Here is a 19,981-nt window from a genome sequence, read left to right as displayed (position 1 = left end):
CATGCCCTATCAAGCTCATCCCAGCGCCATTGTCGATGACGGCGCACAGATCGGCGAAGGCTCTCGCATCTGGCATTTCGTCCATGTCTGCGGCGGCGCGCGCATAGGCAAAGGGGTGTCGCTTGGGCAAAACGTCTTTGTCGGCAACAAGGTAGTGATTGGCGACCAGTGCAAGATCCAGAACAACGTGTCGGTGTACGACAACGTCACCTTGGAAGACGGCGTGTTCTGCGGGCCGAGCATGGTCTTCACCAATGTCTACAACCCCCGCTCCCTGATTGAACGCAAAAACCAGTACCGGGACACCCTGGTGAAAAAAGGCGCGACGCTGGGTGCCAACTGCACCGTCGTCTGTGGCGTGACCATTGGCGAGTTCGCCTTTATCGGCGCTGGCGCGGTGGTCAACAAAGATGTACCTGCGTACGCCCTGATGGTTGGGGTTCCGGCTCGGCAAATTGGCTGGATGAGCGAGTTCGGCGAGCAACTGGACTTGCCCGTGGAAGGCCAGGCCAGGGCTATCTGTGAACATACCGGGGCTCATTACAGCCTGCACGGGAAACTATTGAGCAAGGAGGAGAGCTGCGCATGATCGAATTCATCGACCTGAAAAGCCAACAGGCACTGATCAAAGAACAGATCGACGCAGGCATCCAGCGAGTCCTCTCCCACGGCCAATACATCCTCGGGCCTGAAGTTGCCGAGCTCGAGGAAAAGCTCGCCATATCAGTAGGGGCCAAGCACTGCATTACGTGCGCCAATGGTACCGATGCCCTGCAGATCGCCCTGATGGCGCTGGGCATTGCCCCCGGCGATGAAGTCATCACACCTGGTTTTACCTACATCGCCACCGCAGAAACGGTGGCCCTGCTAGGTGCCAAGCCGGTGTACGTGGATATCGACCCTCGCACCTACAATCTCGACCCAAAGCACCTGGAAGCGGCAATAACTCCACGAACCAAAGCCATTATCCCAGTCTCCCTGTATGGTCAGTGTGCGGACTTCGACACGATCAACAGTATCGCCGCCAAATACCATGTACCGGTGATTGAAGATGCCGCACAAAGCTTCGGTGCAAGCTATAAAGGCAAGCGCTCCTGCAATCTGACGAGCATCGCCTGCACAAGCTTTTTCCCAAGCAAACCCTTGGGCTGCTATGGCGATGGCGGCGCAATGTTCACCAATGACGATGACCTGGCGGTGATCCTCCGGCAAATCTCTCGTCATGGACAGGATCGTCGCTACCACCATGTCCGGGTTGGCGTAAACAGCCGCCTGGATACCCTGCAGGCAGCAATTCTGTTGGCCAAGCTGGAGCTTTTTGAAAAGGAAATCCTGCTGCGTCAACAAGTCGCCAACACTTACGAACAGTTGTTGACTGAGGCCGGTATCAAAACGATTCCCTACGTCGAGCCCCACAACACCAGTGTCTACGCGCAATACACCATCAGGGTAAAAGAGCGAGACACCGTACAGGCGAAGTTGAAGCAACAGGGCATTCCAACCGCCGTGCATTACCCGATTCCCCTGAACAAGCAACCGGCTGTCGCGGACAGTAGCGCCCGTTTGCCTCTGGGTGATGAAGTTGCAGAACAGGTAATGAGCCTGCCCATGCACCCCTACCTGACGATCGAAGATCAGGTAAGGATCGTTGAGTGCCTGGTAGCGGCTGGCGTTGCGAATCAATGAGCGACAGTAGAAAACTGGTGAGTAACACGGCCATTTACTTCGGGGCGAATATCCTGAATGCGGCCATACCATTTTTTCTCCTGCCCATTCTGACCCGGGTATTGAGCCCGGCGGACTACGGCACCATCGCCATGTTTGGCATTTGCTTGAGCATTATCAGTGCATTCACGGGCCTGAGCGTCCATGGAGCCATTGGGGTTCGTTACTTTCAGCTCAACAAGGAAGAGTTGGCCGAGTACGTAGTGACATGCATGGGGATCCTGGTCGTCAGTACAACGACCATCTTCCTTATAACCCTCGCCCTTCGGCCCTGGCTCGCACCGATCACTGGCCTGCCCATGGACTGGCTGTTGGTCGCCGTAGTGGTTTCAGGCTTCCAATTCCTCGGTAACATTCGCCTGTCTCTCTGGCAAGTTGCCGGTGAGGCGAAAAAATATGGTGCGTTTCAAGTCACGCAAAGCCTTCTGAACGCGGGCGGTTCACTCGTGCTCATACTTTTGGTCGGCATGGCGTGGGAAGGCCGGGTACTGGCACAAAGCATTGCCATAGCCCTGTTTGGCGTAATCGGATTGTTCTGGCTGTGGAAAGACGGCCTGCTGAGAAAACCCGTGGTGTGGCGAGCCCACTGCAGGGACGCGCTGAAGTTCGGTATTCCACTGATTCCGCATGTCATTGGCGGGCTGCTCATTGTCGCCACCGACCGGCTCATCATCGTCAAGTTGCTTGACGTGGGACAGGCAGGTCTTTACATGGTTGCCCTGCAGTTTGGACAAGTGATAGGCCTGGTTACCGAGTCCTTCAATAAGGTCTATGCACCCTGGCTGATGAAAAACCTGGCAAGCAAGGAAGAGATACCGCGCTCGCGCATTGTGGGCTTTTCTTATTTATACATGGTGTTCCTGCTCGTCATGGCCACCACCTTTGGCTTGCTCGCCCCATGGGTCATGAGCTTCGTGGTGGGCCACGAGTTCAAGGCCTCAAGCGAACTGGTGATCTACATTGCGATTGGCTTCGCCTTTGGTGGCTGCTACTACATGGTCACCAACTATGTCTTTTTCGAAAATAAAAATTCGATTCTGGCACTGATCACCCTGATCACTGGATTGATAAACATTCCACTGATGTACTTCCTGGTAGAACGTAACGGATTGGTAGGTGCAGCCCAAGCATTCATGCTGACTCAATGTTTCTCTTTCGTTGGCACATGGTGGCTTTCAAACAAAGTGCATCCAATGCCTTGGTTCAACTTCAAAGCTTAAAATAGGATTACAGTTCATGCTCACCGACCAGACCATTCTTATCACTGGTGGCACAGGCTCCTTCGGGAACACCTTCGTGCCGATGACCCTCGCCAAATACAATCCGAAGAAAGTCATCATTTTCTCTCGTGACGAAATGAAGCAGTGGGACATGGCGAAGAAGTTCGAAGGCGACCCTCGCGTGCGCTTCTTCATCGGCGACGTTCGCGACAAAGACCGTCTGTATCGCGCCCTTGATGGTGTGGACTATGTCGTTCACGCGGCTGCCACCAAGATTGTCCCGACGGCCGAGTACAACCCTTTCGAATGCGTGAAGACCAATATTAACGGCGCCATGAACCTGATCGATGCCTGCATTGATAAAGGCATCAAGCGCGTTGTCGCCCTGTCCACGGACAAAGCCAGCAGCCCGATCAATCTATACGGTGCCACCAAACTGGCTTCCGACAAGCTGTTCATCGCTGGGAACTCCTATTCCGGTGGGCACGAAACCCGCTTCTCCGTCGTTCGTTATGGCAATGTCATGGGTTCTCGCGGCTCGGTGATCCCGTTCTTCATGTCGATCAAGGATAAAGGCGTACTGCCAATCACCGATGAGCGCATGACTCGCTTCATGATCTCCCTTGAAGAAGGTGTGGAGTTGGTATGGCATGCCTTTGAGGATATGGAAGGCGGTGAAATCTACGTTAAGAAGATTCCATCCATGAAGGTCACCGACCTGGCTCGTGTCATTGCCCCAGATGCACAGCAGGAAGTAGTGGGTATCCGTCCTGGCGAGAAACTGCACGAGCAGATGATCAGCGTCGAGGATGCTTACTACACCTACGAGTACCCGGAGCACTTCAAGATTCTGCCAACAATCAACAACTGGTCGACCTGTGAAGAGCGCATCAAGGACGGTCATAAAGTCCCCGAAGGCTTTGTCTATGCCAGTGACAGCAACAGCCAGTGGATGACCGGTGAGGCGCTGCAGGCATGGATAGATCTCAATCGCGAAAAAATCGGGAGTATCTGATCCATGATCCCCTACGGCCGCCAAGACATTACCCAAGCAGACATTGATTCGGTAGTGGAGGTATTGCAGTCCGACTTTCTCACTCAAGGCCCTATGGTGCCGCGTTTTGAGCAAGCGGTAGCAGCACATGTTGGTGCTGAGCATGCTCTGGCGCTGAACAGCGCGACATCTGCGCTGCACATCGCCTGCTTGGCGCTGGGAGTAGGCCCTGGAGATTGGCTCTGGACCACTCCAATCACCTTTGTCGCCTCGGCAAACTGCGCGCTGTACTGCGGCGCCCAGGTGGACTTCGTAGACATCGACCCCGTCACCTACAACCTCTGTCCACGGGCATTGGAGCTCAAGTTGGAGCAGGCGGAGCGCGCAGGAAAACTGCCTAAAGTGGTGGTTCCCGTCCACCTTTGTGGCCAGCCCTGCGATATGCAGGCCATCCATGCGCTAGCCAAGCGTTATGGATTCAAGGTCATCGAAGATGCATCGCATGCCATCGGCGGAAAGTATCAGAACGAGTTCATCGGTAACTGCCGATTTAGCGACATCACGATATTCAGCTTTCACCCGGTCAAGATCATCACCACTGCTGAAGGCGGTATGGCCCTGACCAATAACGGGGAGTTGGCCGAAAAGATGGCGCTGTTGCGCAGCCATGGTATTACCCGTGATCCGGCCCAGATGACTCATGAATCTGATGGCCCTTGGTACTACCAGCAGATCGCTCTTGGCTACAACTACCGTATGACCGAGTTGCAAGCGGCTCTGGGCGTTAGCCAGGTTCAGCGCCTCGACCAATACGTGGCCCGACGTCACGCATTGGCCCGACGCTATGATCAATTGCTGACTGAACTGCCGGTGACTACGCCTTGGCAGCATCCAGACAGTTATTCCGGCCTGCACCTGTATGTAATTCGCCTGCAGCTCGAGAAGATCGACAAGACACATGCCCAGGTATTTGAATCCCTGCGCGAGCAAGGCATTGGCGTGAATGTGCACTACATCCCGGTGTCCACCCAGCCTTACTATCGGCAGATGGGTATCAAGCCTGAAGATTACCCGGAAGCACAGGGCTATTACCGCGAAGCCATCAGCCTGCCGATGTTTCAGACGATGACTGAGCAGCAGCAGGATCAGGTTGTGCTCGCACTGCGCAAGGCTCTCTCGGCATGAACGTCGCAATCATCCCTGCTCGCGGTGGCAGCAAGCGTATTTCACGCAAGAACATCAAAGAGTTCTGCGGCAAGCCGATGATTGCCTGGAGCATCGAGGCAGCGTTAAAAAGTGGCTGCTTTGAACAGGTCATCGTCTCTACGGACGACGCCGAAATAGCTGAAGTTGCTGTTCAGCATGGGGCTAGCGTACCGTTCATGCGGCCAGCGGAGCTATCCGATGATCATACGGGCACTACCCCCGTAGTGCGTCACGCCATTGAATGGTTAAACCTTCAAGGTTCTAACCCTCAATATGTTTGCTGCCTTTATGCCACCGCCCCTCTTATCGACAGCCAGGACATCCTCAAGGGGTTGAATGCGCTGGATAAAGAAGGAGGGGATTACGCTTTTTCGGTCACCAGCTACGCATTTCCAATCCAGCGCGCCATCCGCATAAATGAGGATGGTCGCGTTGATATGTTTAACCCCGAGTACTTCGCTGTCCGCTCTCAAGACCTTGAACATGCCTACCATGATGCCGGCCAATTTTATTGGGGAACATCCGCCGCATGGCTGGAGAATCGGGTCATCTTTGGCAAAAGATCGCTACCGATCATACTGCCGCGGCATCGCGTTCAAGATATCGACACGCTAGAAGACTGGGAAATGGCTGAATATCTTTTCAAGGCCGTGCGGCTTCGGGATAGCAGCCTGTAAATTTGTTTTTCGAGAGGACGTTAAAAGATGCTGACTTATTGCAAGCGCTGCGTAATGCCAGACACCAAACCTGATCTCTATATCGATGATGAGGGTATCTGCAGTGCCTGCCGCAGCTATGAACAACGAAACGAAGTCGACTGGGACCAGCGCAAGAAAGAACTGGCGGTCATTCTCGACAAGTACAAGAACAAGACCGGTGACAACTGGGATTGCATTGTTCCTGTCAGTGGTGGGAAAGACAGCACCTACCAGGTAATACGCATGCTGCAGCTGGGTTTGAACCCCCTGTGCGTAACCTCGACGACTTGCGACCTTTCTGACATTGGCCGCAAGAACATCGAAAACCTGAAACACCTCGGTGTCGACTACGTAGAGATGTCCCCCAACCCAAGGATCCGCGCAAAGCTGAACCGAATCGGCCTGACCCAGGTGGGCGACATTGCCTGGCCCGAGCACGTAGGGATCTTTACCATCCCGGTCCGAGCCGCCGTTCAGTTCAACATCCCGCTGATCGTATGGGGAGAGAACTCGCAAAACGAATATGGCGGCCCCGCAGCTGCGGCCAGCAATAACGTCCTCAACCGTCGCTGGCTGGAAGAGTTCGGTGGCCTGCTGGGCATGCGTGTTTCCGATCTCATCGGCACCGATGGCATCGAAGCCAAGCACTTGATCTCGTACACCTACCCCAGTGACGAAGATCTGACCCGTGTGGGCGTTACCGGCCTGTTCCTTGGCCACTACATTCCGTGGGATGGCCTGTCCAACTCGCTGATCGCCCAGGCACATGGTTTTCATACCTATGAAAAAGTGGCCGAAGGATCCATGGTCAACTATGAAAACCTGGACAACCACCAACACGGCATTCACGACTACTTCAAGTTCCTCAAGTTTGGTTTCAGTCGCGCTACCGACCACGCCTGCCTGCACATTCGCCGCGACCGCCTGACCCGCCAGGATGGCATGGACATCGTCAAGAACCTCGACGGCAAGTTCCCATGGGAGTACCTGGGGAAAAGCCTCGAAGATATCTTGCGTCCACTGGACATGACCGTGGACGAGTTCATCAGCCTGTGCGACAAGTTCACCAACAAAAAAATCTTTAAACGCGACGCAAAAGGTGCGCTGATTAAAGATAAAGATGGCAACCTCACCAAGGTCAACTACGACAACATATGAAGATCGGTATTATTGATTATGGGGTCGGCAACCTCGGATCGGTGATGCGCGCCATTGAAGCTCTGCGCGTTACACCGGTTCTGGTGGATCGCGCCACTGACATGCACACGGTCGATCGGCTCCTTCTGCCAGGCGTCGGCAATTTTGCCGATTGCGCACAGCTCCTGCACCAAGGGGGTTGGGTCGACGCTTTGCATGAGGAAGTTCAACACCGCGGCAAACACCTGCTAGGAGTTTGCGTCGGCATGCAACTTCTTGCCACCACCAGCATGGAAGGCGCGCAAAGTGATGGCCAGGGGACAACTCCCGGGTTGAACCTGATACCCGGCAAGGTCGAACATCTTAGTTCACTGGGCTGTACCCTGCGCGTGCCTCATAGTGGCTGGAACAATGTTTCGGCCTGCGCTGCAGAACGTGAACTGTTCGATGGCATACCTGATGGCACGGACTTTTACTTCGTGCATAGCTATGCATTCACGCCAGAAGACAGCGCCGATATTCTGGCTGTTACCGATTATGGTGTTCCGGTTGTCGCCGCCGTCAGACGTGGACGCGTCTGGGGTACACAATTCCACCCAGAAAAAAGCTCCAGGGCCGGGTTTCGGTTGCTGCGAAACTTTGTAGAGGCACCAGAATGCTGAAGGTTCGCGTAATTCCAACCCTGCTGTGGAAACAACTTGGCTTGGTAAAAGGCATCGGTTTTGACAGCTGGCGAAGGGTGGGATCCGTCATGCCCGCCATCAAAGTCTATAACCAGCGCGAAGTTGATGAACTCATCCTGGTGGACATCGTGGCGCACAAGTCAGATGAAGATCTGGATTTCGAGTCTGTCGATGATTTTGGCCAAGAGTGTTTCGTTCCATTGACCGTGGGTGGCGGTATTACCCATATCAACCAGGTCCAGCGACTGCTCCGTGCCGGTGCGGACAAGGTCAGCATCAACACAGCGGCCTATACCAACCCGGAGCTGCTGACTGAGATTGCCAAGCGCCATGGTGCACAGTCCGTCGTGGCAAGCATCGACGTGCGCAATGAGCCGGACGGTAGTGGCTGGCAATGCTTCAGCCATGCGGGAAAACAGGCTACTGGCCGTAAAGTGGCTGACTGGGCGCGCGAGGTGGAAGCCAGAGGCGCCGGTGAAATCCTGATTACATCGATCGATCGGGACGGTACTCAATTGGGGTATGACCTGGCGTTGATCGAGGCCGTGGTCAGGGCGGTCAACATTCCGGTCATCGCTTCGGGTGGCGCGGGCAACTACCAGCACATGGTAGAGGCTGTAACTCAGGCCGGCGCTTCGGCAGTGGCCGCAGCCAGCATGTTCCATTTCACCGAACAGACACCTGCTGGTGCGAAAAACGCCCTGGCCGCGGCGGGTGTGCCCATTCGCAAGCCGTACCTTGATTCGGCTGGGTCTCGATGATCGAGCGCGTTGCGTTTCGTGTCGATGCCTCGGTGAACATCGGCATTGGCCATGTGATGCGCTGTCTCACATTGGCCGATGCCCTGTCCATGGGCATGGTTGAGTGTCACTTCATCTGTCGTGGCACGCCCGAGAGCGTGTCGGCACTGATTGCGGACAAGGGACACCATGTTCATGCGCTCCCCGCCCTCACCAAGGGTTCGGTGCAGGCGCCTGCTTCGAGCGTATTCAAGGAACATGGACCGCAGCTTGCCCATTGCCAATGGCTGGAAGTTTCCCAGCAACAAGATGCCGATGAGTCGGTAGTTATTCTGCGAGAGTTGCAGCCTGACTGGTTGATCGTCGACCACTACGCTCTAGATGCTCGCTGGGAACAGGCCGTCAGACCACTGTGCGGCAAACTGATGGTCATTGATGACCTCGCCGACCGCGCGCATTGCTGTGACCTGCTACTGGATCAGAACCTGGGACGCCAGGCCGCAGACTACCGTGCTTGGGTGCTACCTCACTGTGAAGTGCTCGCGGGTTCGAAATATGCGTTGCTGCGACCAGATTTCGCACAACTACGCGACTACAGCATCGAGCGTCGGGCCACCCCACGGCTTGGACAATTGCTGATCAGCATGGGCGGAGTCGACAAGGACAATGTCACCGGTCGGGTACTGGATGCCCTGAAAAACTGCGCCCTCCCAGACGACTGCCGCATCTGGACAGTGATGGGCGCTGCGGCCCCATGGCTAGATAGCGTAAGGGAGCAATGTGCGAGGATGCCGGTGCCGACCGAAGTGTTGGTCAATATCAGCGACATGGCACAACGAATGGCGGACAGCGATCTGGCGATAGGTGCCGCAGGTGGCACGTCCTGGGAGCGTTGCTGCATGGGACTCCCCACCTTGACGGTGGTTATTGCCGAGAATCAATGGCCTGGGGCCCGCGCCCTGGCCAATGCCGGTGCCGGGGAGCTGCTGGGAACCGTGGAGCAGATCGCCGACCGCCTGCCTGTTGCCCTGGCCAACCTGCAGCAGGACTCCAGACTGGTGCAGATGATCGGAGCAGCCATTGGCGTTACCGACGGTTGCGGTGCACGTTATGTCGTAGGAAGACTGGAGCAGCTCGCTAAATGACCAGAGAACGCAACAGCCAATGCCTGGTACGCAGGATGACGGGCGACGACATCGATCAAGTGCTCGCCTGGCGCAACCACGAAGAGGTGCGCAGCTACATGCACACCCAGCATGAGATCAACCGTGCCGAACACGCTCGCTGGTTCGAGCAGGCATCAGCGGACCCCCGCCGCGCGCTGCTGATATTCGAAAGCCAAGGCGCCGCACTTGGCTATGTGAACTTCCACCAGACGACACAAGGCCGTACCGCTGACTGGGGGTTCTATGCCGCACCGCAAGCTCCGAAAGGCACAGGCCGCACGATGGGCCAGGCGGCTTTGCGCTATGGGTTTACAGAGTTGAACCTGCACAAGGTCTGTGGACAGGTGCTGGCTTACAATGAGCGCTCATTACGGATGCATCGCAGCCTTGGTTTTCAACAGGAAGGTGTCCTGCGCGAGCAACATTTCGATGGCCAGAGCTATCACGACACTGTGTGTTTTGGCCTCCTCGCCGCTGAATGGCAACCAAATACTTGAGAGACACCGACGTTATGTCAAACAATTACAGTATCAACATTGCCGGTCGCCGCATTGCTCAGGACGCGCCTCCATACATCATCGCCGAGCTTTCCGCGAACCATAACGGGAAGCTGGAAACTGCGCTGAAAATCATTGAAGAGGCCAAGAAAGCAGGCGCTGACGCCATCAAGTTGCAAACCTATACCGCCGACACCATCACCTTGAACTGCGACTCCGAGGAGTTTCAGATACGGGGAGGTCTCTGGGATGGCAAAACCCTCTATCAGCTTTATCAAGAAGCCCATATGCCATGGGCCTGGCATTCGCCGCTGTTCAAGCATGCTGAAAAACTGGGCATTACCATTTTCAGCTCGCCATTTGATAACACCGCTGTAGACATGTTGGAAGATCTCAATGCCCCGGCCTACAAGATCGCCTCTTTCGAAGCCGTGGATCTGCCCCTGATCAAATATGTCGCAAGCACCGGCAAGCCCATGATCATTTCCACCGGCATGGCTGACGCCGAGGAAATCCAGGAGGCCATAGATACCGCAAAATCCGCCGGCTGCAAGGAACTGGCAATTCTTCACTGTGTAAGTGGCTACCCTGCGCCGGCCAGTGATTACAACTTGCGTACCATTCCTGAAATGATTCAGCGATTTGGATTGGTCACCGGCCTTTCCGACCATACACTGGACAACACCACAGCCATTACCAGTGTTGCCCTGGGCGCTTCGATCATCGAGAAACACTTCACTCTCAATCGAAGTGGTGGCGGCCCTGATGACAGTTTTTCGCTGGAACCTGCCGAACTGGCCGAGCTCTGCCGTAACAGCAAGACGGCATGGTCGGCCATGGGCAAGGTCGACTACGCACGCAAGTCGAGTGAACAAGGCAACGCAAAATTCCGCCGCTCCTTGTACTTTGTACAAGACTTGAAAGCCGGAGAATTGATTACCCCGGACGCGATACGCAGCGTACGCCCGAGCTATGGACTTCCACCCAAGTGCTATGACCTGGTCATTGGAAAGCGAGTGACTAGAGACATAACCGCCAATACAGCTGTCAGTTTCGAAGTAATTGCGGAGTAACGCCGGGTGGGGGAGTTAGAAAGCAATCTTGCACTTGCTGTCAGTGAAAGAAATTTTCTTGACGTATTGTGCACGCTTGAAAAAAAATATGATGTTTCGTCACTGCGCTATAAGGGCACGCAATACTGGCCCTTGCTGCGGATGATGCTCGGTTTTGAGAATGATCCACTGGTTCCGCCCGCCCAGGAAAAAGCCGGGATCAAAGATCGGTTTAGAAAATACCTATACGCGCTTAGTTCGTTTTTTGAGAGTTTCATTGACCCGAAGAGCAACCTGGGTCGAAGTGGACCATCTGATGTCTACTATCTGACGCACTCGACCTGCCGCAGCTTGAAAATTAAGGGCAAGTACTTCGACGCATTCTTTTCCCCTTTGAGGCATTGGTGTGAGGCGGCGAACAACCAAATCAGCTTCTACGCCGAAGAGTTTGTCCCTGGCGCTGAGTACCGCACTCCGAGGTCGGAAAAGACAGCCTATATACAAAAATATCTGACGTTAATTTCTCTTCTAGGTGGATCCCGAAGCAAATCCACAAAACTGGAAGAGAGTGATATTGCGCTGATTGAGAACCTGAAGAGCGAGATTGAGTTGCAAGGCTTCACCGCCCGCTCAATCAACTTTCCTGCGATCCAGAAAGCCCTTACACAGCTAGATTTGCATAAAGAGCGTTTTTCAAAAGTCCTGAAATCCACACAGCCGAATATTGTACTGGTCGTCACTTACTACAACATTCTCGGCTTTTCCTTGATGGCGGCGGCCAATGCACTTGGCATAAAGACCATTGATCTGCAGCACGGCGTGCAAGGTCCCGGGCATTTTGCATATGGAAATTGGGGCCGGGTTCCTGAGGGTGGTTGGGACATGCTGCCTCGATTATTCTGGAACTGGACGGCTGAGGATGTAGTCAATGTGAACTCATGGGGAGGCCAGGCTCACACAGGGATATTGGGAGGGCGAATCTTCAGCCAGTACTTGAGCGAGGTGGATGTTGAGTTCTCCGAATATAAAACGTTGACATCTCGCATCAAGAACTCCGGCTGTGAACGAGTCACTCTGATCACCTTGCAGCCCATAGAGTGCGAGGATTTCCTTCAAGCCCTGCTCGACGCGATGCAGAGCCCTGAATGCGAATCCGTATTCTGGTTGTTTCGGCTACACCCGGCAATGATGGACAAACAGGATATCTATTCAGCTCGATTCAAAAACAAGTGCAGCGACTTGGATTTATGCTCCAACCTACCTATCGATTACGTTTTGAAGCTGGCTGATCTACATGTCACCCTCAACTCTTCAGTTACTATCGAAGCCGCACTTGAAGGCGTCCCTACACTGCTTGATCACAACTGCAGTTACTACATGGAGTGGCAAAACCTGGGGATTGCACAACGCAGAGAAGAAGGACAAGCATGGGCTGTAGCAATTGCAAACCATTTGAACAACGGTAATCGATTCCTTAAAGCCCAGGACAAGCCTTCTGCAAAAAAAATGATTCTCGAGCTGACCTCAAACTGAATCTGCATGCTCAATTTTTAGTGGCTAACTACTATGAACAACCCCAAAGACTATTGGCAAGACAAAACCAATAGCGGACATCGCTTCTCCAGCACCGAATACTTCAGGAAGAAGGCACTTGAATGTGCGCAGGTCATGGAGGAGTTCGGTTCCACAGGCGAAATCATCGACCTGGGCTGCGGCGCAGGAGAGTTGCTGGAGCAACTCATACCCTTGGCAAGAATTTCCAAGGGAATTGATTACTCCCCCTCCATGATCGAATCTGCCAAGCAGCGCCTCAAGGACATCGATATCGATCTGGATGTGGCTGACATCTTCGAGATCCTTCCCCAGTCCAGCTTCCCAACCTGGACCACGACCGAAGCCTTGAACCAGTACTTGAACCCAACAGAAATGGCTAGGGTCATCGGACTCTTTGCACGCAATGAACAGGCTCATGCTTTCTACTTGTTCGACTGCGTGGATCCGATCCGCTACATGACACTGGGCATGGGATCCTACTACTCGACACAACCAGAATCTGCGCTGAATGGGCTGACAGCTCGAACCAAGTCGATTGCCAGAGACCTGATATCCTGCGCGAAACTGGCCAGCTTCAGGTTAGGCCGGCAACAGTGGATCAAGTGGAAAGACCAAGGTATGGGATTCGCCTACACCCCTTACTTCTGGTTCGAGACATGCAAGAAGCTGAACCTTGAAATAAACTTCATCAGTTCAAAGTACTATGAGTACCGTTATCACGCAATCATACGTAAACTCCCAAGAGCTGATAGTAGAGCGCAAAACTTTTAACTGAGCAAATTCGCTCTTCACTCCACGTCAAAAAGCATTGAAATATACCGTATCGAGGCAAGTACTTTAAAAAGCAAATCAAATGTACTTTCCACAACTAAATTCAAACTGATGGCTTTCTGTATGCAGCAAAAAAAGAAACTCTACAGGGATGCTTGCATAGCAGAAAAAACAATCCCTATATTCAGTCAGGCCTGGTGGCTCGATGCTACGGCGGGCGCAGAAAACTGGGATGTAGCTGTCGTTGAAAAAGGCGGCAAGCTCATGGCTGCCTTGCCTTACCTGACTAAAAGGCAGCGCTGGTCCACGTTGCTGACCCAACCTTCTCTGACTCAGTTCCTCGGCCCATGGCTGCGGGAGAGTAATGCGAAATATGCGAAGGCTCTGGGGCAGCAAAAGGACCTGATGGAAGCTTTGATCGATCAGCTTCCCAAGTTCGATCAGTACAGCCAGAACTGGCATTACCAACAACAGAACTGGCTGCCCTTCTTCTGGCGAGGGTTCAAACAGACCACACGCTACACCTACGTCCTGCCTGAACTGACGAATGAGGAAGCGCTGTGGCAAGAGGTCCAAGCCAACATTCGAACCGACATACGCAAAGCCAGCGACCGCTTCAATGTACGAGTTCGCGACGACCTCGGCATCAAGGACTTTCTGGCCCTCAATCGCCTGGTCTTCACTCGTCAGGGGATGCCGCTTCCCTATTCCGAGAGTTTTGTCGAAAACCTCGACAAAGCATGTGTTGCACACAGCTCACGCAAGATATTCATCGCAGAAGACCCGCAGGGGCAACGGCATGCTGCTGTCTATTTGATTTGGGACGAAAACAGCGCCTACTACCTGATGGGCGGCGGCGATCCTGAACTACGCAACAGCGGAGCCACCAGCCTGTGCATGTGGGAAGCGATCAAGTTCGCCTCGACCGTGACTAAGCGCTTCGACTTTGAGGGTTCGATGATAGAACCGGTTGAACGCTTTTTCAGAGCCTTCGGTGCAATACAGACGCCCTATTTCGCGGTGACAAAAACACCCTCCAGAATGATTAGAACAGTACAATTCCTCAAAGAACTGAAAGTAGGGAAGTAACGATGCAAAGTGCATGGCCGAACCAATCCATTTTCAGCTGGCTCCAACAGGTTCTGGCTGAACGTTTTGGCCATACCTTTTCTATCAGTTCTACTGAGTCCGACACACTCTGGCTGAGCTATCAGGAAAGCCCCGTACAGATACTACTGTCGATTGACCCTATCAGCTTCAATAAAGCCAATTCAGATTTGCCTTTCACAACATGGGATGCAACTGGAGATGGGTGGGCCTCACTCCTGGACCGCCCGTTACCCGCGCCAGGGGCCAGTACTCTATCGTCGCCATTGATCGAGCCCATACAAAACGGCTACCGCATCAACTATGACATCCTCGGGCTGACTTACTGGATGCTCTCACGCCTGGAGGAAACCAATCGCACGAACTTGGATACCCACCAGCGTTTTGCGGCAACTTCTTCCCACGCCTTCAAGCACGGTTATCTTGAGCGCCCCGTGGTAGATGAGTGGCTGGGCATTCTTGGGCAAGTCATACAAAAAGCCTGGCCCAATTTACAGCTCAAGCAGCAGCAGTCCGGCATGAAAGTCTCCCATGACGTCGATATGCCTAGTCAGTATGGATTTCGCTCGCCAGTAGGCATTGCTCGAGGGATGGTGGCGGACGCACTGAAACGCCGAAACTTCAAAGGGGTGTTTCTGGCACCCTGGATACGCTTCAATAGCCAGACGTCACTGCATCCCGCCGACCCTGCAAACACTTTCAACTGGATCATGGATGTGTCGGAGCGCTATGGACTGGTCAGTGCTTTCTACTTCATCTGCGGCAGAACTGATCGCGCTAAAGACGCCGACTATGAACCGGAGCATCCAGCTATTCGAGCCTTGATGCACGATATCCACAGGCGCGGCCACGAGATAGGCCTACACCCCAGCTATAACTCTTTTCAGAATCCGCAACAGATTCAAGCCGAGGCTCAGCGCCTGAGAAGAACATGTGAGGAAGAGAATATCCGGCAAACCGTCTGGGGTGGCCGAATGCACTATCTGCGATGGGAGCATCCCACTACAATGCGCGCCTGGGACGCAGCGGGTCTAACTTACGACAGCACCCTGGGTTACGCTGACTACGTCGGTTTTCGTTGCGGAACCTGCCACGAGTACCCGGCTTATGATCCAGTCGAAGGCAAACAGTTGAATTTGCGTATACGCCCATTGATTGCCATGGAGTCAACCGTCACGGCGCCACACTATATGGGCTTGGGCGTAGGCGAAGCGGCGTTGAAAAAGTTTCAAGACCTGAAAGAGACCTGTCTTGCGGTAGGTGGATGCTTCACCCTGCTGTGGCATAACTCACAGTTCGACAGTGAAGCAGAACGAGAGTTATACAAGGCTGTCGTTAGTTATAAACAAACGCCACTGCCTTGCCAAAGCAACTCTTAAAATCAAAATCGATTCACTTCGAAGTACACCGTTAGATTGAGGGCTCACATGCATCTGGTTTCATATTTAATCCCCTTGTACAACAAGGAGGAGTATATAGTCGAAGCAATTGAGTCAGTCTTGAAGGAGGCCAGCGAATATCTGGACGTTGAAGTCTGCCTCGTCGATGACGGTTCGACCGATTCCTCACTGTCTGTGGTGCACTCGCGATTTGCTGAAAACCCAAAGATCAAGATACATGCATTCTCGCAAAACAAGGGCAAGAATGCGGCCTTCAACAGTGCCTTTGAAATGGCTGAAGGCGATTTCATCTGCCTGCTCGGCGCAGACGACTTTTTAGTTCCAGGAAGGACCAGAAGGCTCTTGGATGAAGCCCTGGCGACCGAAAAGTCGGTTTACGGCGGCCTGTTCCGCTATGACAACGACGCTAAGGCCGTTATCGGAACAGCATTACCTGCCCAGCCCAACTACTTGAAAAACCTATTAGGAAGCAGCCTATCCGGAGGCTGTGCCATGCTGTGGAAAACAGACGCCAAGAGCATCTTCCCACTGCCTGAACATATCAAGTTTGAAGATTGGTGGATCTCCTTCTTCCTGCTTAAAGACAACAGGGTCGCCGTGGTCACTGAACCGGTTCTGTACTACAGGCTACATGCGGGAAATGACTGCGGGACGGTTGTTCCCACGCAGGACTCGGTCGCCAGAGACTACGCGCGGCATTATGACTTTTTCTCGGCCATAAAACCTTACATCAAGGGGTTCTGGCCAAATGCCTACTTCAGGAAGTCCATTGCCTTGAGGGATGCCTTCTTTGGCAGGGGAAAACTGAAATATTTCTTTTACTTTCCGATAGATGCGGCATGGCTGAAAACCGTGTCCTTCATGGTTTTTGGTACCTCTTTCGTCTATCGGGTAAAAAGCCGGATGGATCGTCGACGTAACACGGCGGTGGACCAATGATCAGTGTTGTTATGGGCGTCAGCAGATTCGACGAGTTTGTTCCTTTGGCCGTCGACAGTGTTCTCTCTCAGACATTTTCCGATTTCGAGCTGATCATCGTCGCCAATGGCCCCTCTAGTGATGAGGTTGAATCCCGCCTCAGCGAGCTCTACAGCAGTGAACCGCGCTTGCGAGTGATCAAGAGCAGGATCCCACAATTGGCCTGCGCGCTGAACATCGGGCTCGACGCAGCCAAGTTCGACTATGTTGCGAGAATGGATGCGGATGATGTCTGCTGGCCCGATCGCCTGGAAAAACAGTTTGCCTACATGCAAGCCAACAATCTGGACTTCGTAGGCTGCGACCTAAGGCTCATTGATCCCAAAGGTGCCGTACTGGGGACCAGGATTTACCCCAAGGGCGCCCGAATAGACAAGATGCTCCGGTATAAAAACTGCTTTGCGCATAACACCATCATTTATCGAAAAGAGTTGATTATCAAAGCCGGCGGATATAACGCTGGCTTCAACTCTGAAGACTATGACCTGTGGCTAAGACTCAAGCGGTTTGGCGTCAAGTGGGCAAACATGGATGAAGTGCTACTTGATTACAGAATACACAGCGGTGCCTCACAAAGAAAACTGCTGGGATATGCCGAAGCGACAGGGTTGGCTGCGCGGGAATTCGTCTTGAATAAAAGCATTAAAAACCTATTGGCGGTGCTGTATCATTTTTCAAAGTCAATCATCAGGTCCAGATAATACTGCGATCGCACTGTCAGCATTCACTTGAAGTAGGATCAAAACTATGCGGTTCTTAATAACTGGCGGCGCAGGTTATATTGGTTCACACACCTTGCTGGAGTTGCTCCAGGCCGGCCACCAAGCCGTGGTCCTGGACAACTTGTGCAACAGCTCCATGTCATCGCTACAGCGCGTGCAGCAAATAACCGGAGGTACACCGGTATTTATCCAGGGCGATGTTTGCGATCGGGCCACCCTTGACCGCATTTTTGCCGAACATGAGATTGACGTGGTGTTGCACTTTGCTGGCCTGAAAGCCGTCGGAGAAAGTGTAAAACAGCCGTTGTCCTACTATCAGAACAACCTCAGTGGCAGCATCACCCTGTGCCAGGCCATGGCAGCCGCAGGTGTATACCGCCTGGTGTTCAGTTCTTCCGCCACCGTGTACGGCGATCCGGTGCAGATACCGATTGTCGAGAGCTGCCCACTGGGAACACCCACCAACCCCTATGGCTGTTCCAAGTTAATGGTGGAAAAAGTCTTGCAGGACATGGCGACCGCCGATCCACGCTGGTCAGTTGCGCTGCTGCGTTACTTCAATCCGGTGGGCGCGCATCATAGTGGCCTGCTAGGCGAGGACCCAAATGGCCCGCCGGAGAACCTGTTGCCCTACATCAGCCGTGTCGCCGTGGGAAAACTCGAAAGGCTCTCCATCTATGGCAACGACTATCCGACGCACGATGGCACCGGTGTTCGGGATTACATCCATGTCGTTGATCTTGCCAAAGGGCATCTAGCCGCCGTGGACTACATTTCCCAACACTCCGGCATAAACGCCTGGAACCTGGGGACGGGTGTGGGTTACTCAGTACTGGAGATGATCCGGGCATTCGAAGCGGCCTCTGGCTGCAGCATTCCCTACACCCTCTCCCCCCGTCGGCAGGGCGACATTGCGCAATGCTGGTCAGATCCGTCCAAGGCACTTCACGATCTGGGCTGGAAGGCAGAACTCGGTTTGAAAGAGATGATGGAAGATACGTGGCGCTGGCAGTCGAACAATCCAGATGGATACAGGTAGTTTCAAATGAAGATTGCGCTGGTCGGAACGACTGCTGCGTGCGTTTACGGATTTCGTGCAGATCTGATCAAGGCCCTGGTTGCTGCCGGCCATGAAGTCTATGCATTGGCATTGGATTACGACGAAAAGAGCCGGGAAAAGGTCCAGAAACTTGGAGCCCTTACTGTCGACTACAGCTTCAGCCGCACTGGCTTGAACCCGTTTTCCGATATTGCCAACACCCTCAAACTGGCAAAGATCCTCAAGCAGATAAAACCGGAACTGGTGTTCTCCTATTTTTCCAAGCCGGTGATATTCGGGACCTTTGCCGCAGTGCTGGCTGGCGTCAAACGCCGGGTCGGCATGCTTGAGGGGCTAGGGTATGTCTTTACCGACACACCCTCTGGAACCGGCTACAAACTGAGGGTACTAAGGCAAGTCCAGGCACTTCTTTATCGCCTGTCTTTTCCCTTTCTCGAGAGGATTATTTTCCTCAACCCGGATGATCCGGTCGACCTGATAGACAAGTACCGCATCACTGTAAAAAGAGTTGATGTGCTGGGCGCCATAGGCCTGAATCTTCAAGACTACCCCTACTCTCCCACCGTCGCTAAAGCACCCATTTCCTTTCTGTTTATCGGCAGGTTGCTTGCGGAAAAAGGCGTGAACGAATATGTGGCAGCGGCTCGACTGGTAAAGGAGCGCTACCCGCAGACTCGGTTCGTGATGCTGGGCGGGCTGGACGAAGAAAACCCCGGCGGCCTATCGGCGGCGACGCTCAAACAACTGGTCGAAGATGGGCTGGTGGTACACCCAGGACATGTCTCCAATGTCGTGGACTGGATTATCGAATCCGACGTGTTCGTCTTGCCGTCCTACTATCGAGAAGGTGTTCCTCGAAGTACGCAAGAGGCGATGGCCGTGGGGAGAGCCGTAATCACGACAGATGGGCCAGGCTGCCGTGAAACGGTGGTCGATGGCGTAAATGGCTTTCTAGTGCCACGTTGGTCGGCGCAAAAGCTCGCAGAAAAGATGCTCTTCATCATCGAGCACCCCGAACGCCTGGAAAAAATGGGCCAGGAAAGCTATCGCATGGCCCAGGAAAAGTTCGATGCGCAAGAGGTCAATCAGCGACTGTTGAACCTGTTGAATATCTGATGATGAATCCGACGGCATGCACTCCATGCCAATGGCCGGCAACTTATCCAGAGGAAGCTGCTGCGACGCAGCCAGCCTGAATGATCTGCACGGCCCGTCGGCCATCAGGAGAACTGCGGTGACGGCACCTCAAGATAGGTGACTGCTCCCTAGCA

General features: G+C 53.7%; 20 protein-coding genes. All 20 read left to right on the top strand.

The features are described 5' to 3' along the window. Nucleotide 1 precedes the first annotated feature (1 nt). The 20 genes from wbpD (at nucleotide 2) to AC1RMG_RS29045 (ending at nucleotide 19,826) form a co-directional block, all read left to right on the top strand. A complete protein-coding gene (gene wbpD, locus AC1RMG_RS29140; RefSeq protein WP_125062945.1) occupies nucleotides 2-589 on the top strand; it encodes a UDP-2-acetamido-3-amino-2,3-dideoxy-D-glucuronate N-acetyltransferase in 588 nt (195 codons plus the stop codon). Continuing rightward, complete coding sequence (locus tag AC1RMG_RS29135) at nucleotides 586-1,686, top strand: DegT/DnrJ/EryC1/StrS family aminotransferase (RefSeq protein ID WP_078471694.1); 1,101 nt, start codon at nucleotides 586-588, stop codon at nucleotides 1,684-1,686. Before wbpD ends, AC1RMG_RS29135 begins: the two co-directional genes overlap by 4 nt. Next, nucleotides 1,653-2,945 carry a lipopolysaccharide biosynthesis protein gene (locus AC1RMG_RS29130; protein WP_194237529.1) on the top strand — a complete coding sequence of 431 codons (1,293 nt, stop codon included), beginning with the start codon at nucleotides 1,653-1,655 and terminating at the stop codon, nucleotides 2,943-2,945. The genes AC1RMG_RS29135 and AC1RMG_RS29130 overlap by 34 nt, the downstream gene beginning before the upstream one ends. Nucleotides 2,946-2,961: 16 nt before the next feature. After that, nucleotides 2,962-3,960, top strand: a complete 999-nt coding sequence (gene pseB / locus AC1RMG_RS29125; RefSeq protein ID WP_078471692.1) for a UDP-N-acetylglucosamine 4,6-dehydratase (inverting) — start codon at nucleotides 2,962-2,964, stop codon at nucleotides 3,958-3,960. Nucleotides 3,961-3,963: 3 nt separating this feature from the next. Next, entirely contained in the window at nucleotides 3,964-5,124 is a 1,161-nt protein-coding gene (gene pseC / locus AC1RMG_RS29120) for a UDP-4-amino-4,6-dideoxy-N-acetyl-beta-L-altrosamine transaminase (RefSeq protein ID WP_078471691.1), read from the top strand. Then, a complete protein-coding gene (gene pseF, locus AC1RMG_RS29115; RefSeq protein ID WP_125062946.1) occupies nucleotides 5,121-5,822 on the top strand; it encodes a pseudaminic acid cytidylyltransferase in 702 nt (233 codons plus the stop codon). Before pseC ends, pseF begins: the two co-directional genes overlap by 4 nt. A gap of 27 nt (nucleotides 5,823-5,849) precedes the next feature. Next, nucleotides 5,850-7,001 (top strand): N-acetyl sugar amidotransferase, encoded by a 1,152-nt coding sequence (locus tag AC1RMG_RS29110; protein ID WP_125062947.1) that lies wholly within the window; start codon nucleotides 5,850-5,852, stop codon nucleotides 6,999-7,001. After that, the gene (gene hisH, locus AC1RMG_RS29105; RefSeq protein ID WP_125062948.1) at nucleotides 6,998-7,642 is read left to right on the top strand and encodes an imidazole glycerol phosphate synthase subunit HisH; all 645 of its coding nucleotides are present in this window, start codon (nucleotides 6,998-7,000) and stop codon (nucleotides 7,640-7,642) included. Before AC1RMG_RS29110 ends, hisH begins: the two co-directional genes overlap by 4 nt. Beyond that, nucleotides 7,636-8,424 carry an imidazole glycerol phosphate synthase subunit HisF gene (hisF, locus tag AC1RMG_RS29100; protein WP_125062949.1) on the top strand — a complete coding sequence of 263 codons (789 nt, stop codon included), beginning with the start codon at nucleotides 7,636-7,638 and terminating at the stop codon, nucleotides 8,422-8,424. The genes hisH and hisF overlap by 7 nt, the downstream gene beginning before the upstream one ends. Then, nucleotides 8,421-9,548, top strand: coding sequence for a UDP-2,4-diacetamido-2,4,6-trideoxy-beta-L-altropyranose hydrolase (gene pseG / locus AC1RMG_RS29095; protein WP_125062950.1), 1,128 nt, complete (start codon nucleotides 8,421-8,423; stop codon nucleotides 9,546-9,548). Before hisF ends, pseG begins: the two co-directional genes overlap by 4 nt. After that, on the top strand, nucleotides 9,545-10,066 hold the full coding sequence (gene pseH / locus AC1RMG_RS29090; RefSeq protein WP_493170838.1) for a UDP-4-amino-4,6-dideoxy-N-acetyl-beta-L-altrosamine N-acetyltransferase: 522 nt from the start codon (nucleotides 9,545-9,547) through the stop codon (nucleotides 10,064-10,066). The genes pseG and pseH overlap by 4 nt, the downstream gene beginning before the upstream one ends. 14 nt (nucleotides 10,067-10,080) lie before the next feature. After that, nucleotides 10,081-11,139: a pseudaminic acid synthase gene (gene pseI, locus AC1RMG_RS29085; RefSeq protein WP_125062951.1), complete on the top strand. Its 1,059-nt coding sequence runs from the start codon at nucleotides 10,081-10,083 to the stop codon at nucleotides 11,137-11,139. Nucleotides 11,140-11,145: 6 nt separating this feature from the next. Beyond that, complete coding sequence (locus tag AC1RMG_RS29080; RefSeq protein ID WP_153050248.1) at nucleotides 11,146-12,651, top strand: hypothetical protein; 1,506 nt, start codon at nucleotides 11,146-11,148, stop codon at nucleotides 12,649-12,651. A gap of 33 nt (nucleotides 12,652-12,684) precedes the next feature. Then, entirely contained in the window at nucleotides 12,685-13,443 is a 759-nt protein-coding gene (locus AC1RMG_RS29075; protein WP_161466713.1) for a class I SAM-dependent methyltransferase, read from the top strand. Between the two features lie 123 nt (nucleotides 13,444-13,566). Further along, complete coding sequence (locus AC1RMG_RS29070) at nucleotides 13,567-14,532, top strand: GNAT family N-acetyltransferase (protein ID WP_078471682.1); 966 nt, start codon at nucleotides 13,567-13,569, stop codon at nucleotides 14,530-14,532. Nucleotides 14,533-14,534: 2 nt separating this feature from the next. Next, nucleotides 14,535-15,929 (top strand): polysaccharide deacetylase family protein, encoded by a 1,395-nt coding sequence (locus AC1RMG_RS29065; protein WP_125062954.1) that lies wholly within the window; start codon nucleotides 14,535-14,537, stop codon nucleotides 15,927-15,929. A gap of 48 nt (nucleotides 15,930-15,977) precedes the next feature. Further along, the gene (locus AC1RMG_RS29060; protein WP_410036941.1) at nucleotides 15,978-16,889 is read left to right on the top strand and encodes a glycosyltransferase family 2 protein; all 912 of its coding nucleotides are present in this window, start codon (nucleotides 15,978-15,980) and stop codon (nucleotides 16,887-16,889) included. After that, entirely contained in the window at nucleotides 16,886-17,629 is a 744-nt protein-coding gene (locus AC1RMG_RS29055; protein WP_125062955.1) for a glycosyltransferase, read from the top strand. The genes AC1RMG_RS29060 and AC1RMG_RS29055 overlap by 4 nt, the downstream gene beginning before the upstream one ends. A 46-nt stretch (nucleotides 17,630-17,675) precedes the next feature. Further along, nucleotides 17,676-18,689 (top strand): UDP-glucose 4-epimerase GalE, encoded by a 1,014-nt coding sequence (galE, locus tag AC1RMG_RS29050; protein WP_125062956.1) that lies wholly within the window; start codon nucleotides 17,676-17,678, stop codon nucleotides 18,687-18,689. A 6-nt stretch (nucleotides 18,690-18,695) separates the two neighbouring features. Next, entirely contained in the window at nucleotides 18,696-19,826 is a 1,131-nt protein-coding gene (locus tag AC1RMG_RS29045) for a glycosyltransferase family 4 protein (protein ID WP_078471677.1), read from the top strand. The last annotated feature ends 155 nt before the right edge of the window (nucleotides 19,827-19,981 follow it).

It is taken from the genome of Pseudomonas sp. GW822-FHT04H02 (assembly GCF_058800645.1).
Note: the sequence above shows the minus strand (reverse complement) of the source record. Positions and strands in the feature narration are given on the sequence as shown.